The organism is Longimicrobium sp. (genome assembly GCA_036389135.1).
In the GTDB taxonomy this organism is placed as follows: Bacteria; Gemmatimonadota; Gemmatimonadetes; order Longimicrobiales; family Longimicrobiaceae; genus Longimicrobium.
The window spans coordinates 1-14,832 of sequence record DASVQP010000043.1; the positions used below are offsets into that span (position 1 = coordinate 1).

Genomic DNA, 14,832 nt, shown 5'->3' on the forward strand with positions numbered 1-14,832 from the left:
GTACGTATGGGCGAGTCGGGATAGCTTGCATCAGAGCACCGGTTTGGTGTAGCGGGTGTGAGAGGCTTCTTGGCGGAAGTGACTCACAATCTACTACTTCAAGTCGGTGCTCGCTCTTTTTTCCACGCAGGATCTGGGTTCATCCCCCGGTGCTCTCCGCCGGTTGCCTTCATCCCCGGTGCTTCCCCCGGCGATGCACAAACGCGCCGCCCGGATTCCCGGAGCGGCGCGTCAGTGGTTCAGAGGGCGCGGATCAGCGGTCCGACAGCGCCTGGAAGGCCAGGGCGCGCGCCTTGTACTTCTGCGCCTCGGCGGGACGGCCGGAGATCTCCTCGCCGGCCGCGAGGGCGGAGAGCGCGTAGAAGTAGTGCATCGGAATGTTGCGCGTGGCGTCGTCCGTCCAGTGCGGGCGGTTCTCGACGCCGTGGAACTCGAACGCCTCCTCCACCAGGCGACGGTTGCGCTCCGGGTTCAGGTACGCGCCCAGCACCGCGGAGTAGTTCTGCCCCTCCGGCATCTTCAGCGCGTTCCCCGCATCCTGCGCGTTGACCAGCTTGAACACCATCCCCTGCCGCTCCACGAAGGGGTACAGGTTCAGGTCGAACTGCACGTTGGTGGTGCCCGCGAAGTAGAACGGCCGGTCGCCCCATGCGTGCTTCACCATCGTCAGGAGGAACTGGTCCGCCGGCGTGATCGGCCGCTGCGCCTGGATCACCGCCTGGATGCCGCGCGCCTCGAAGACCATCTCCTGGGGGGTCAGGAACGCGCCCTGGTTCATCACCCCGCGGATCTCGTCGTCGTTCAGCGGGAGGATGGTGCGCGTGGGGGCGCGGCGCCCGTCGTAGAACTTGGGCGCCTTGCTGGCGTCGAAGGGGCGCTGGCAGATGATGCGCGTGGGGTCCTCGTCCGCCTGGCCGGGGCGCTCGCACGGCTTGGTGATGTCACGAAGCTGCCGCGCATACCAGTCCGTGTTCAGGTACGAGAGCACGATCACCGTCACGTCGCGCCGCACCCCTTCCACCTCCTGCACGTACCAGAGCGGGAAGGTGTCGTTGTCGCCGTTGGTGAAGAGCACGCCGTACGGCTCCACCGACTGCAGCATGTTGTACGCGAAGTCGCGCGCCGTGTAGTCGTTGCGGCGCGACGCGTACGGCCAGTTGAGGACGAGCGGGATTGCCGCCAGCAGCAGCACCGGCGCGCCCAAGTACGCGGAGTTGCGGCGCCCGCCCACCGCCTCGGCCAGCTGCTGCCAGAGCACCGTGAGCCCGATCCCCGCCCACAGCCCCCACAGGGAGAAGGAGACCAGGAAGAAGTAGTCGCGCTCGCGGACCTCGGAGAGCTCCGGATCCAGGTTCAAGGCGCGCACCTGCATGAACCCGTACTTGAAGTTCATGTAGTACACCAGCCCGAAGGACAGCGTAAAGAAGAGGGTGGCGATGTAGGCGAAGCTCTTCCGGTCGCGCCGGTAGTGCTCCAGCGCGCCGAAGCCGCCCAGCGCCAGAAAGATCATCGTGACGAAGATCCGCCCCGCCCCGAAGTAGCCGTCCTCGCCCTTGACGGAGCGCGCCCACTGCCAGTCGAAGTACTGGAAGTAGTTGGAAATCTGCGCTTTGAACGGCGCCTGCCGCTCCAGCACGGGCGGCTTCTGGTACTGGTCGCGCGCCAGCGAGGCGAACAGGTCCGGGCACTCGCCCGGCAGGTGGATCTTGCCGAACCCGATGACGCTGATGATGGCCGAGCTGAGGTTGGGGCACGACGGCGCCGCCTCGTTGATCACCGGCTGCAGGTTGGAGCGGATGGGCAGGTAGAGGTGCGCCGAAAGCCCCAGCAGCCCAAAGAGCGCGGCGAAGGCGTAGATGCGCCAGTTGGCGAACACCTGCGGCTTCACCATCAGGAAGAAGACCGCCAGCGCCGGCGCGGCCAGGAACGCCATCAGGTGGTTCCCCACCGAGAGCGCCAGCACGAAGGCGATCAGCACCAGCGCGTTGTCGTCGTGCCACTTCTTGCCGCGCCCTTCGCGCGGGCCCGTGCGGCGCGACTCCACCTGGTCGCGCCACAGGAACGCCACCCACGTCATCACGCCGATGGTGAAGAGCGAGACGGTGTACACCTTTTCGTTCACCGTGGCCTGGCTCCACACCGTGTACGCCGTGGCCGAGATGAGCACCGACACCGCCGCGCCGCCGTGCCGGAAGACCGGCCGGTCCGTGAACGTGGTGAGGATGCGGTGCACCACCAGGTACCAGAAGAACATCGTCCCCGCCGTCATGAAGGCGGAGAAGAGGTTGATGCGTACCGCGGGCGACAGCCCGAGCGGCGAGAGAAGCACCTCCCAGGCGCGCGCCAGCAGCACGAAGAGCGGGTTGCCCGGCGGGTGCGGGATGCCCAGGATGTGCGCGGTGGCGATGTACTCGCTGGTGTCCCAGAACCAGGTGGTGGGTCCCAGCGTGATGGCATACAGCGCAAAGACCGCCGCCGCCGCGGCGAGGGCCGCGAGGTACGGCGGGCGCGTGGCCGCCGGCGTGTACACCGGGGGCCCTGCGGAGACGGGGGTCTGCGCGGTCGGGGCGGCTTGGCTCATGGACCTGGGGCCGTCGTTGCGGATCTATGGAGATACGGAAAAACACACCAAAGTAAGGGGACGGCAGGGATTAGGGAACAGGGGCGGGGGGACGGCAACCTTCCGTTAATCCTGTAGGTGTCTTCCCTTGCCGCTGTTCAATCCAGGGAAAGACGGGTCTCACGCGGTGGCGCGGAGACGCAGAGCGGCGCGGCGTTGGGGTTGATTGTTCCTCTCGTTCCGCGATCTACTAATAGACTAGTTGACAACCAGCGCGCGGCGGTGTACCCTCGTACTCGCCCCCCCCCGCCACGCGTGCGGGGCGCGGACGTTCGAATGACCCTGCGCTCTCCAGGAACCATGACCCGCATTCGGGTGCTCGCACTCGCGGCGTTGATCGGTCTCGCTTCACCCGCCGCGCTCGCCGGGCAAGGTGCGGCCGGCGCATACCGGCCCAGCAACAGCGATCCCGAGGGGCGCGAGGTTGTGGCCATCCTCATCAGTTCGTCGACCTGCATCGCGAACCAGAACGCGGAGTTCAAGCCCGCCGTGCAGGAGATGATGCGCCGCCTCGGGTTGCAGCGGGACAGCGCGAAGCTTCACCTGTCGATCACCGGCGTGTCGACGGATTGGGAGCCGCGCGTCGGCGTATCGTACTTCGAGCAGTTCGGCGAGTTCGACGAGCTGGTGGTGGGGCGCAACTGGTTCAACAGCGCGATCACCCGGCACGTGTGGCAGGCAGAAGGCGCGCGTCCCGTCATTCCGCAGCTGATCCTCCTGGAGCGCACCGTGACGCACGGAGAGCGTGGGCCGCGGATCACCGGAGAGCGCGTGATCGGCCGGTTTTTGGGTGGCGACGAGATCATAACCTGGACCGCACGCGGTGCGCCGCTCCCGGTCGCCGATTCCGCGGCCGCGGCGGGCGCTTCGTCTCGCTGAGCGCGGCCACTTCCCCTCCTGTTCGCCCGTACCTACTAACAAACTAGTTGACAAGCTCGGCATGATCGCTTACCATCCTACTAGACATATAGTTGGACCACCTGTCAGCTCGGGGAGCGCGGCGATGGAGATCTCGTTTACGGAGCGGGAGCTGGACGTGATGGGCGTGCTGTGGGACCTGGGGAGCGCAACCGTGGCGGAGGTCCGCGAGCGGCTGGCGGACGACCTCGCCTACACCACGGTGCTCACCGTCCTGCGTACCCTGGAGGAGAAGGGGTACGTGGAGCACACGGAGGAGGGGAAGGCGTACCGCTACCACCCAGCGGTGGAGCGCCAGGAGGCCGGCACCAGCGTACTGCGCAGGCTCACGCGGAAGCTGTTCAAGGATTCGCCGGAGATGCTCCTCACGCACCTCGTTTCCGACCGGTCGCTCTCCGGCGACGAGCTGCGGCGGATGCGCCGCCTTCTGCAAGAGCGCCTCGACGCGGAGGAGAAGCCATGATCGCCTGGCTCGTCTATGCCCTGGCCTTTTCGGCGCTGCTCGCCCTCGCCGCCCTCGCCGCGGAGGCGCTGCTGCGGATGTACGGGCGCCCCACGCGCTGGGTCTGGGTCGGCGCCATCCTCCTATCGTGCGCTGGACCGTTTGCGCTGGCGGAGCGTCCGCGCCAGGTGGCCGTCTCCTTTGCTCCCGTGGCGACGGCCGGCGCTGATCTCCCCGCCGCGCCGGCCGTGCGCCGCGCTCCCCCGCTTTCCGAGCGCGTCGAAAGGGTGCTGCCGGCGCTCTGGATGGCGACTTCGGCGCTGCTGGTCGCGGGGATCGCGGCGGGGGTGGCGGTGCTGTGGCGCAGGCGGCGGGGGTGGCGTGCGGCGCGGCTGGCGGACGTGTCCGTGCTCCTGTCGCACGAGGTGGGGCCCGCGGTGGTGGGCGTCGTGAGGCCCGCCATCGTGGTGCCGCGCTGGACGCTGGACTGGGCGGAGCCGATGCAGCGCCTGGTGGTGCGGCACGAAGGCGAGCACATCCGCGCCCGCGACCCCCTCCTGATCCTGGCCGCTACCGTGGCGGCGGCGCTCGTCCCGTGGAATCTCGCCCTGTGGTTTCAGCTTCGCCGGCTGCGGCTGGCGGTGGAGGTGGACTGCGATGCTCGTACCCTGCGCGGAGGCGGGGACGTCGCCACCTACGGCGACCTCCTCCTGCGCGTCGGCGCCCGTGGCTCCGCGGCCGCACTCGCGTCCGCGGCATTTGCCGAACCCCGTTCCTTCCTGGAAAGGAGAATCCGCGCCATGACCGATCGCACCCCGCGCAACCGCGCCGCACGCGCGGCTGCCTGCGCCGTCCTCACCCTTTGCGTAGCGGCCACCGGCTACGCGCTTCCGGCACCGGCCCACCCGGCACTCTTCGCCAGCCTCTTTCCCGCCGAGGACGCGGACCCCATCCGCGTTCGCGCCGCCCTGACGCAGCCCGACACGATCCCGGTCTACGACATCGCCCAGGTAGAGCGGAAGCCCTCGCTGCGCAACGCGAGCGAGATCACCCAGGGGCTGCAGCGCGCCTATCCGGCGCACCTGCGTGACTCCGGCATCGGAGGCACCGTGCTGGTGGAGATGGTAGTGCAGCCGAGCGGAACCGTCGCGCAGGCCCGGGTGGTCAACACGACCCACCCTGAGCTCCAGGAGCCGGCGCGGACCGTCGCCCTCACCATGCGCTTTGCGCCGGGCGAGGTGGGCGGCGAGCCCGTCGGTGTGCGAGTGCAGATCCCCATCACCTTCCAGCCGGAGGGCGCCGCGGTCACGCTGACGGCTCCCGGCCGGGACATGGAGCCGTCGCGCGCGTCGAGTGCGAGGACCGAGGCCGTTAGCGTGCCCACGCGCGCATCGAGCGCGCAGACCGAAGCCGTCAGCGTGCCCACGCGCGCATCGGGCGCGCAGACCGAAGCCGCCACCGTGCCGTCGCGTGCATCGAGTGCGAGGACCGAAGTCGTCAGCGTGCCGTCGCGCGCGGCCACGCGGGTGGACACCATCGTGGTCCCATCCACCACCACGGGTGAAGTGCTGCCGGCGAGCGCCGGGATCTCGACCCGGGGATGGGCTCCAACGCGGACCACGGCGCCCACCCGGGCCCAGCCGCGCTCGCTTGCCCCGACCCAGACCACCGTCATGGTCACCACGGCACCGACGAAAGCGGCGATCGCCCGCGGGGTCGCACCGGCACGGACCACCGTGCTGACCACCACCGTGCCCACCAGGAGATCGGCATCGTCCCGCGCGGTCACCACGGCGGCGGCGCCGGCTCACGCGGAGACCCGGGCACAGACGAGCACGCGGATCACCACCGCGCGGACGACAAAGGTGGCGCCGGCCCGCGCCACCAGCATCGCCCCGGTCAGGGCCCGGCCGTCGCGTGCGCGGAAGGCCGACCCCACGCCGGAGCTGCTGGGCAGGGTCATCGATCCCAACGCGCCGCGCGTGCCGCCCGCGCCCGCGCAGCCCTGACGAGAGCACAACGCGAATCGCCCCGCCGGCATCGGATGCCGGCGGGGCGATTCACATCAAGCGAGCCGCGGGATCAGCTCGGCTTGGTGAGATTGAAGGTGTACGAGCCGCTGCCGCTGTACGAGTAGATCCTCCAGCGGTAGTAGTAGCCGCCCGCGCCGCTGTAGGTGATGCTCTCGGTGGAGGTGGAGCTCTCCGCCGCGGCCACCTGCACCCACGACGAGCCGTTCCAGCGCTGCAGGTAGAGGTCGAAGTCGGTGCCCGACGGGCCCTGCAGCTTGCCGACGTGCGAGCCCGCGTTGGCGCTGTAGTAGTAGCTGCCGTCCGGCTGGTACTGCGAGGCGCCGGTGCCGCTCAGGCTCCCCGTGTACGTGGTGCCCCCCGTGCCGCCGCCGCTCTCCGCCGTCAGCAGCGAGAAGAGGAGCTTGTTGGGCGAGCCGGTGCCGGCGCTCGTCACCTTGTTGCTGGTGGCGGTGCTGACGATGGCGTTGGCCACCGTCGCCGGCGAAGCCGACGGGTTGCCCTGCAGGTAGAGCGCGGCCACACCCGCCACGTGCGGCGAGGCCATCGAGGTGCCGCTGATGGTGTTGGTGGCGGCGTCGCCCGTGTGCCAGGCCGACGTGATGTTGTTGCCCGGCGCAAAGATGTCCAGGCAGCTGCCGTAGTTGGAGAAGGAGGCGCGCGCGTCCGTGTTCGTCGTGGCGCCCACCGTGATGGCGTTCACGGCACGGGCCGGCGAGGTGTTGCAGGCGTTCTGGTTCTCGTTGCCCGCGGCGACCACGGTGGTCACGCCCGCGTTCACCATCCGCTGGATCGCGTCGTCGATCGCCTGGCTCGCCCCGCCGCCCAGCGACATGTTGGCGGCGGCCGGGGTCACCCGGTTCTGCGCCACCCAGTCCATCCCCGCGATGACGCCGGCGTTGGTGCCGCTGCCGGCGCAGTCCAGCACGCGCACGCCGTACAGCCGGGCGCCCTTGGCCACGCCGTACGTGGCGCCGCCCACCGTGCCGGCCACGTGCGTGCCGTGCCCGTTGCAGTCGTCCGCCGAGCCGCCGTCCACCGCGTCGTAGCCGCTCACCGCGCGCCCGCCGAAGTCGGCGTGCGAGAAGCGGATGCCCGTGTCGATGATGTAGACGTTCACACCCGCGCCGGTCGGCGTGTAGGTGTAGGTGCCGTTGAGGGGAAGGGAGCGCTGGTCGATGCGGTCCAGCCCCCAGGTGGCGTTGCTCTGCGTGGCGGAGGCCTGCACCCGCGCGTCCTGCTCGATGTAGTCGACGTTCGGGTTGTGCTGCAGCGCGTTGAGCTGCCCGGCGTTCAGCTCGGCCGCGAAGCCGGTGAGCGCCGCCGTGTACACGTAGCGCGGGCTGACGCCGGCGACGGCGGCCACGGCGCGCGGGTCGGCATCCTCGTTGAGGACCACGACGTACGAGCCCGGGATCGCGCCGCTGGCGGCCGAGCGGACGTGGGTGGGGTCGGTCGCGACCGGCGAGCCGGCCTGATCGGAGCACGCTGCGAGTGCGGTGAGGAACGCGGTCGCGGCGAGGGGTCTGAAACGCATCGGTTCACCTGTCCAAACGGGGTGGTTGCGCCGTGCCACCTTTGGGCGCGGCCTTGTTCGGCTCGTGCGTTGGGACCCGTGTGCCCCGCTGAGGGCGCCTCCCGACCCCTTCGCCATCCTGCCGGCCACCCATAAGGCACACCCCGGACCGCTTTCCCCCAAATCCTAAACCGCCACCCTGCAACCACTTACACTCCATACGCAAGTTGCCGCGCCGCGCGAGAATGGTGCACCGCATCGGTGCGCGCACCACAATGGTGCGCGCACTGCGTGCACTTTTTCGATACGGTGGCCCTCACACCCAGCCCCTCTCCCAATAACAGGAGAGGGGCTTCGCCCTCCTGTTCTCGGGAGAGGGGGGCAGTACGGAGCCGCGCACACGAACCTCCGCATACGCCCCTCCCCCAGGTAGTTATTTGGGGGAGGGCCGCGAGGTGACGAGCTGGGGTGGGGGCCGTCCCGCTGCTTCTGGCCGCGCATTTGCTTTCCCTTTCCGCGCCAGTCGTACCGTCCACCGATTCCCCCGCGCCCGTGTCGGAAACGCCTCCCGCCCTGCCCAACCCGCCCACCGCGAAAGCGTCGGGGCTGCGCACGCTCGTGCGCTACGCGGAGCGGGCGATGGTGCGCTCGTCGGACGCGGGGCAGATCCGCGGGAACTCGGCGCGGCTGCTGGTGGACGGGCCGCAGGCGTTCCCCGCGTGGCTGGAAGCGATCGCCGGCGCGCGGCGGTGGATACACCTGGAGAACTACGCCATCCGCGACGACCTGGCGGGGCGCACCTTTCGCGATGCGCTCGCGGAGAAGGCGCGCAGCGGGGTGCCCGTGCGTGTGCTGTACGATTGGGTGGGGTGCTGGGCCACGCCGCGCTCCTTCTGGCGCCCGTTGCGCGAGGCGGGCGCGGAGGTGCGCTCCTTTGCGCCGCCCAGCATCACCGATCCGCTCCACTTCATGCGCCGCGACCATCGCAAAGTGGTCGCCGTGGACGGCGACTACGCCTCCGTGGCGGGAATGTGCATCGGCGACGAGTGGGCGGGGTCGCCGCACGAGGGGATCACCGCATGGCGCGACACGGGGGTGGAGTTCCGCGGGCCCGCCGCCGCCGCCATCGACCGCGCCTTCGCCCGCACCTGGCGCGCCGCCGGCCCCCCGCTCCCCCCCGGCGAGGTGCCGGACCCGGAGCAGGTCGCCCCCCGCGGCGACGTGGCGGTGCGCGTGGTGGAAGGGGAGCCGGGGAAGAGCCGCATCTACCGCCTGATGCAGTTCGTGGCCGTGGGCGTGGAGCGGCGCCTCTGGATGACCGACCCCTACTTCGTCCTCCCCCCCGCCATGGTGGAAGCGCTCGCCTCCACCGCGCGCGACGGGGTGGACGTGCGCGTCCTCGTCCCCGCCTACAACAACTGGCCCATCGTGGGGGGGATGTCGCGCGCAGGCTACCGGCCGCTGCTGGAGGCGGGGGTACGGCTCTTCGAGTGGGAAGGGCCCATGATCCACGCCAAGACGGCGGTGGCGGACGGGATGTGGTCGCGCATCGGATCGACCAACATGAACCTGGCGTCACTGCTGGGGAACTGGGAGATCGACGTGGCCGTGACGGACCGCACCTTCGCGGCCGAGATGGAGGCGCTCTTCGAAGCCGACTTGGAGGCGTCGGTGGAGATCGCGCTGCGCACATCGCCGATACCCGGCGCGGAGTTCAAGAAGGAGCGGCGCGCGACGGAGCGGCTGGTGGTGACCGACGCGGAAGACCAGCGCCGCCCGGAGATCGTCACGGCCCGCGAGGCGCGCGCGCATTCGTACCGGGGAACCGAGCTGGGGCGCATCGTGGGGCGCATGGCGCGGGCGGGCACCGTCCTCGCGCGCGCGCTGGTGGGAGAGCGTCTTATCGGCCGCGAAGACATCGGCTGGGTGACCGCGCTGGCGGTGCTGATGCTGGTGCTGGCCGGGGTCGGAATCGTGGCTCCACGGGTCCTGGCCTGGCCCCTTTCGGTCGTGCTCTTCTGGCTCGCCATGGCCGCCATTGTACGGCTGGCGTCACGGCGGAATTCCGCGGGGTAGTTTGGGGATTGGGGATTGGGGATTGGGGATTGGGGATTGGGGATTGGGGATTGGGGATTGGGGATTGGGGATTGGGGATTGGGGACAGCCGCCGGTCCACGAAGTTGTCATCCTGAGACAGCCGCCCACGCGGGAGCCGGTGGTGCGTTCCTGCCTCCTGCGGTGAGCGAAGGATCTAGCCGGCGAGGCAAGTGGCCGGCCGGTGACGAAGAACCCCTCGGCACGCGTGGTAGATCCTTCGCTCCGCGCCAGGGTTCGCGAAACGGCAGAGGACGGAGAAGCGCATCGCTCCAGATGACACGAGGGTTGTGAAGCCCAACGTGCCTCGACCCGCGCCGATCCCTTCCCATCCCCCCATCCCCCATCCCCCTCATTCATCAGCAGGGTTGAATAACTTGTTGCGATGCACTATGTTAGATGCACGGAGCGGCGGCGGCGAACGCGACTCCGGCAGGTTCCCACCTTCGCCGCTAGCGGTTTCCAGAGCCTTGCAGAAGTCCCGCACCACCGCGGTACCCCCCATCAAGGAGGATGCATGGAGTTCAGGACGGCTTGGCCGGTCGCGGTTCTGCTCGGCAGCGTCATGGGCGCCGCCGTGCTCGCCACCGACGGCCCGGATGCACGGAATACGACGGCGCTCCGCAAGAGCCTGTTCGCCGCCGAGGCCCAGGCAGCCGACCTTTCCGCGAGCTTCGACATCCCGGTCGTCCGCAACGCCTCCGTGCTGCGCTTCGTGGGCATCTTCACGGGGAGCCAGCAGGACGAGATGGCCCTCTACCTCAAGCGCTCCGGCCGCTACGAGGAGATGATCCGCGCCAAGCTGCGCGCGCGCGACATGCCCGAGGACCTGCTGTACCTCTCCATGATCGAAAGCGGGTTCAACACCAACGCCAAGTCGCGGGTGAGCGCGGTGGGGCTGTGGCAGTTCATGGCCCCCACGGCGCGCGACTACGGCCTGCGCGTGGACTCGTACGTCGATGAGCGGCGTGATCCGGAGCGCTCCACCGACGCCGCGCTGCGCTACCTGACGGACCTGCACAAGCAGTTCGGGGCCTGGTACCTGGCCGCCGCGGCGTACAACACCGGGCAGGGCCGCGTGGAGCGGGTGATGAAAAAGGTGACCGGACGCGGGACGGGGAAGGACGGCGACTTCTGGCGCATCCGCCACGCCCTGCCGCGCGAGACGCGCGAGTACGTGCCGCAGATGGTTGCCGCCGCGCTGGTGGCCAAGGAGCCGCACAAGCACGGGCTTGGCAACGTGGAGCGCTGGCTGCCGCTGCGTGTGGACTCGCTGGACGTGCCGGGCGGGGTGGAGCTGGAGACGGTCGCCGCCGCGATCGGGTCGACGGAGAAGGAGCTTGCGCGCCTGAACCCGCACCTGGTCCGCAAGATGACGCCTCCCGGGAAGAATACGTTCCCGGTCCGCGTCCCCCGCGGACGCGCCTCGCTCTTCGCCGCCCAGTTCGAGCGGGTGAAGGCCGAGGCGGAAGCCCGCGAGGTGGTGCGCCTGGCCGAAGCGAAGGCAGCCGAGACGCGCCGCGCCGAGATCCGCCGGGCCGAGGCCAAGCGCGCCGAGACGCGCCGCGCCAGCCGCCCCCGGACGGCCAGCCGGGCCCGCACCCACACGGTGCGCCGCGGCGAGAGCCTGTGGACCGTCGCCCGCCGCAACGACATGACGGTGGCGCAGCTCCGCCGGGCCAACGGGATGCGAAACACCACCCGCCTGCAGCCGGGCCAGAAGCTGGTAATTCCGCGCGCTCGCTGAGCCGCCGGGCAGTGCAGAACAGACGAAGGCCGCCGCTTCCATCACGGGAGCGGCGGCCTTCGCCGTTTGCTGGACCGGGCCGTGCACGTACATTCCCGCCATGGACCCTGCCACCCTCCAGCCGCCAAGCCGCGCGATCCTCGTCTTCCTGGACGGCGTGGGGATCGGACCCGCGGACCGGGCGGTGAACCCGTTCGCGGCCGCCACCCTGCCGAACATCCGCGGCATGCTGGGCGGGCGCCTCCCCGTGACGGAGGACCTGGACGCGCGCGGCTGCATCGTCTCCGCCGGCGCCGTCCTGGCCGCGGCCGACGCGACGCTGGGGATGGAAGGGGTGCCGCAGAGCGGAACGGGCCAGACGACGCTCCTCACCGGGCGCAACGCGGCGCGGGTGTACGGGCGGCACTTCGGGCCCTGGGTCCCCACGGCGCTGCGCGAGATGCTGGCGGCGGAGAACCTCCTGCGCCGCGCGCGCGACGCGGGGCGCACGGTTGCGTTCGCCAACGCGTATCCCATCGCGCTGATCGACGCGGACCCGCGCATCTTTCGCCGTCCGGCCGCGCCGCCGCTGGCCGCCATCTCCGCCGGCGCCCTCACGCGCGACGTGGCGCAGCTGGTGGCGGGCGAGGCGGTCGCCTCCTCCATCACCAACGACCGCTGGCGCCAGCGCACGGCCGAGGTGCCGCCGGTGAGCGCGGAGCAGGCGGGGCGCAACCTGGCCGCCATCGCCGCCGGGGCGGAGGTGACGCTGTACGCGCACTACGACACGGACCACGAGGGGCACCGCGGCGGGATGGAGGGCTCCGTGGCCGCGCTGGAGCGGGTGGACGCCTTCCTGGGCGGGCTGACCGGCGCGCTCGGCCCCGAAACGCTGCTGGTGATCTCCAGCGACCACGGCAACGTGGAAGACGTGCGCGAGGGACACACCCTGAACCGCGTTCCGGTGCTGGCGATCGGCCCGGGGCGCGAGGTGCTGGCCCGCCGCATCCGCACCATCGCCGACGTGGCGCCCGCGATCCTGGGCCTCCTCGACATCCCCACGCAACCCGAAGCGACGACGTGACACCGATACGCGCGGTCCTGTACGATTTCGACGGCACCCTGGCGGACAGCACTGAGCTGATCATGCAGTGCTACCGCCACACGATGACCACGCACCTGGGCGAGTGCCCGCCGGACGAGGAGTGGCTGAGCGGCTTCGGCACCCCGCTGGCGGACCAGATCGCCCGCTTCGCCCGCACGCCGGACGAAACGGGGGCGATGCTCGACACCTACCGCGACCACCAGGACTCGCTCCTGCAGACGGCGCTCCGCCCCTACCCGGGCGCGGAGGAGGTGCTGTCCGAGCTGCAGCGCCGTGGCGTCCCGCTGGCGATCGTAACCAGCCGCCTGCGGCACGCAACGCTGCGCGGGCTGGACATCTGCGGCCTGTCGCGCCACTTCGAGGTCATCATCACCCCCGAGGACGTGCGCAACGCCAAGCCCGATCCGGAACCGGTCCTCCTGGCGCTGGAGCGGCTGGGCGTCCCCGCCGCGGAGGCGCTCTTCGTGGGCGACTCGCCGCACGACGTCGCCGCCGGCCGCGCCGCCGGCACCCGCACCGCCGGCGTCCTCTGGGGCCCGTTTCCGCGGAGAACGCTGGAGGAGGCGGGGGCGGATTTTCTGCTGCAGCGGCAGGACGAGGTGCTGGGGCTGGTGGGGTAGGCCCTCACCCCCCCGGCCCCCCTCTCCCGAACTGCTGGGAGAGGAGGGAGATCGCGGCCTACCGTGCGCAGCCTCACCGCCCAGCAACGCGCCGTCCGGCGGTTGGGTGTCCCTCTCCCCTGCCGTTTTCCCATTCCCTATTCCCCATTCCCCGCAGTTCCCCCGCCTTTCCCTCTCCGCCACTCCCCGCTATCTTGCCGCGCCGCGCGCCCGGAAAACCGGCACGCGTGCGCCTCGCCATCGATCCAAGACCGCCTTTGCGACAGGAGTCGACCGTATGCGGATGCTCGTGCTCGGCGCGGGCCTGCAGGGTTCTGCGTGTGCCTACGACCTGCTGGCCAACACGGACCACGAGGTGGTCATCGCCGACCTCAAGGTCGACGCGCTTCCCGCCTTCCTCCAGCCGTACCTCGGCGGCCGGCTGACGGCGCAGCAGGTGGACGCCAACGACCGCACGGGGATCCGCGACGCCATGGAAGGCGCTTCCGCGGTGATGAGCGCCTTCCCGTACTACTTCAACCTGGGGATGGCAGTGGCGGCGGTGGACTCCGGCGCGCACTTCGCCGACCTGGGCGGCAACACCGAAATCGTCCTCCAGCAGAAGGGGCTGCATGAGCGCGCCCGCGAGAAGGGGCTCTCCGTGATCCCCGACTGCGGACTGGCGCCGGGGATGGTCAACGTCCTGGCCGAGCACGGCATTCGCCAGCTCGACACCACCCGCGCGGTGCGCATCTTCGTGGGCGGCCTTCCGCAGAACCCGCAGCCCCCGCTCAACTACCAGATCGTGTACTCGCTGGAAGGGGTGCTGGACTACTACACGACGCTCTCGTGGGTGCTGCGCGACGGGCGCCCGCTGCAGGTGGCGGCCCTGAGCGAGGTGGAGGAGCTGCCGTTCGACGGCGCCGGCACGCTGGAGGCCTTCCACACGGCGGGCGGCCTTTCGACGATGGCGCAGCGCTACGAGGGGCAGATTCCCTCGATGGAGTACAAGACGCTCCGCTACCCCGGCCACGCCCGCGCCATGGAGACGATCCGCGAGCTCGGCCTGCTGGGGCTGGAGCCGGTGGACGTGAAGGGGCAGAAGGTGACGCCGCGCGACCTGTTCATCTCCGTGGTCGGCCCCAAGCTGCGCAAGGACTACCGCGAGAGCCCGGACCTGGTGGCGCTGCGGGTGGAAGCGGAGGGTGACAAGGATGGCGAGGAAACGCTCCTGCGCTGGGACCTCCTCGACCGCTTCGACCCCGCGACGGGGATCACGGCGATGATGCGCACCACCGGCTTCTCGCTCGCCATCACTGGCGCCCTGCAGGCCGCCGGCGACATCGAGCCCGGCGTCTGGACTCCGGACGAGTGCATGCCCGCCGCCGTGTACATCGATTCGCTGGCGCGCCGCAACGTCATGATCCGCGAGCACCGCCTCACCCCCGACACCGCCGCGGTCCGGTAGGACCACGGCAGCGGAAAAAAAACGAAGCGCCTCCGGAGGATGGTTCCGGGGGCGCTTCGGTTTCACACGCATCGTTGCGGGAGGGGGGCGATGGCAGGGATCTGCGCGACGTGCGCGGGGCGGCGCGGCCGACAGCACGGGCAGCCACGTGGGGCTGCCCCTACAAAGATTCGGGTGCGGAGAGTGGGCGTCGAGGCGGGGGCGAGGGAGGGCAGATACGCAGGTCTGCCCCTACGGCATCGGGTGTGAACGGCAGAAGGTCGAGGAGGGGCGAGGGAGGGCGCGATGAATCACGCCCCTACCGGGGCTGTGCG

10 protein-coding genes are annotated in these 14,832 nt (G+C 70.3%); 8 read left to right on the top strand and 2 right to left on the bottom strand.

Annotated elements, in window-relative coordinates; genetic code table 11:
- Positions 1-253 precede the first annotated feature (253 nt).
- Complete coding sequence (locus tag VF584_10785; protein HEX8210651.1) at positions 254-2,581, bottom strand: DUF2723 domain-containing protein; 2,328 nt, start codon at positions 2,579-2,581, stop codon at positions 254-256.
- A gap of 315 nt (positions 2,582-2,896) precedes the next feature.
- On the opposite strand from VF584_10785, the gene VF584_10790 reads away from it, so the two are divergent.
- From VF584_10790 to VF584_10800, 3 genes are all read left to right on the top strand, one after another.
- On the top strand, positions 2,897-3,499 hold the full coding sequence (locus tag VF584_10790; protein ID HEX8210652.1) for a hypothetical protein: 603 nt from the start codon (positions 2,897-2,899) through the stop codon (positions 3,497-3,499).
- A 124-nt stretch (positions 3,500-3,623) separates the two neighbouring features.
- Positions 3,624-4,001, top strand: a complete 378-nt coding sequence (locus tag VF584_10795) for a BlaI/MecI/CopY family transcriptional regulator (GenBank protein ID HEX8210653.1) — start codon at positions 3,624-3,626, stop codon at positions 3,999-4,001.
- Entirely contained in the window at positions 3,998-5,989 is a 1,992-nt protein-coding gene (locus VF584_10800; protein ID HEX8210654.1) for a TonB family protein, read from the top strand. The genes VF584_10795 and VF584_10800 overlap by 4 nt, the downstream gene beginning before the upstream one ends.
- Before the next feature lie 73 nt (positions 5,990-6,062).
- Here VF584_10800 and VF584_10805 read toward each other — a convergent pair whose 3' ends face one another.
- Positions 6,063-7,547: a S8 family peptidase gene (locus tag VF584_10805; GenBank protein ID HEX8210655.1), complete on the bottom strand. Its 1,485-nt coding sequence runs from the start codon at positions 7,545-7,547 to the stop codon at positions 6,063-6,065.
- A gap of 531 nt (positions 7,548-8,078) precedes the next feature.
- Here VF584_10805 and VF584_10810 point away from each other — a divergent pair.
- From VF584_10810 to VF584_10830, 5 genes are all read left to right on the top strand, one after another.
- Positions 8,079-9,602, top strand: a complete 1,524-nt coding sequence (locus VF584_10810; GenBank protein HEX8210656.1) for a phospholipase D-like domain-containing protein — start codon at positions 8,079-8,081, stop codon at positions 9,600-9,602.
- A 535-nt stretch (positions 9,603-10,137) separates the two neighbouring features.
- The gene (locus tag VF584_10815; protein HEX8210657.1) at positions 10,138-11,367 is read left to right on the top strand and encodes a transglycosylase SLT domain-containing protein; all 1,230 of its coding nucleotides are present in this window, start codon (positions 10,138-10,140) and stop codon (positions 11,365-11,367) included.
- 100 nt (positions 11,368-11,467) lie between these two features.
- A complete protein-coding gene (locus VF584_10820) occupies positions 11,468-12,430 on the top strand; it encodes an alkaline phosphatase family protein (GenBank protein ID HEX8210658.1) in 963 nt (320 codons plus the stop codon).
- Positions 12,427-13,071, top strand: coding sequence for an HAD-IA family hydrolase (locus tag VF584_10825; GenBank protein HEX8210659.1), 645 nt, complete (start codon positions 12,427-12,429; stop codon positions 13,069-13,071). Before VF584_10820 ends, VF584_10825 begins: the two co-directional genes overlap by 4 nt.
- Before the next feature lie 277 nt (positions 13,072-13,348).
- Positions 13,349-14,518, top strand: coding sequence for a saccharopine dehydrogenase C-terminal domain-containing protein (locus tag VF584_10830; protein HEX8210660.1), 1,170 nt, complete (start codon positions 13,349-13,351; stop codon positions 14,516-14,518).
- The last annotated feature ends 314 nt before the right edge of the window (positions 14,519-14,832 follow it).

Bases quoted from the DNA above. Each gene is read 5' to 3' on its own strand.
- VF584_10785 (HEX8210651.1), bottom strand. From the start codon at position 2,581: ATGAGCCAAGCCGCCCCGACCGCGCAGACCCCCGTCTCCGCAGGGCCC.
- VF584_10790 (HEX8210652.1), top strand. From the start codon at position 2,897: ATGACCCTGCGCTCTCCAGGAACCATGACCCGCATTCGGGTGCTCGCA.
- VF584_10795 (HEX8210653.1), top strand. From the start codon at position 3,624: ATGGAGATCTCGTTTACGGAGCGGGAGCTGGACGTGATGGGCGTGCTG.
- VF584_10800 (HEX8210654.1), top strand. From the start codon at position 3,998: ATGATCGCCTGGCTCGTCTATGCCCTGGCCTTTTCGGCGCTGCTCGCC.
- VF584_10805 (HEX8210655.1), bottom strand. From the start codon at position 7,547: ATGCGTTTCAGACCCCTCGCCGCGACCGCGTTCCTCACCGCACTCGCA.
- VF584_10815 (HEX8210657.1), top strand. From the start codon at position 10,138: ATGGAGTTCAGGACGGCTTGGCCGGTCGCGGTTCTGCTCGGCAGCGTC.
- VF584_10820 (HEX8210658.1), top strand. From the start codon at position 11,468: ATGGACCCTGCCACCCTCCAGCCGCCAAGCCGCGCGATCCTCGTCTTC.
- VF584_10830 (HEX8210660.1), top strand. From the start codon at position 13,349: ATGCGGATGCTCGTGCTCGGCGCGGGCCTGCAGGGTTCTGCGTGTGCC.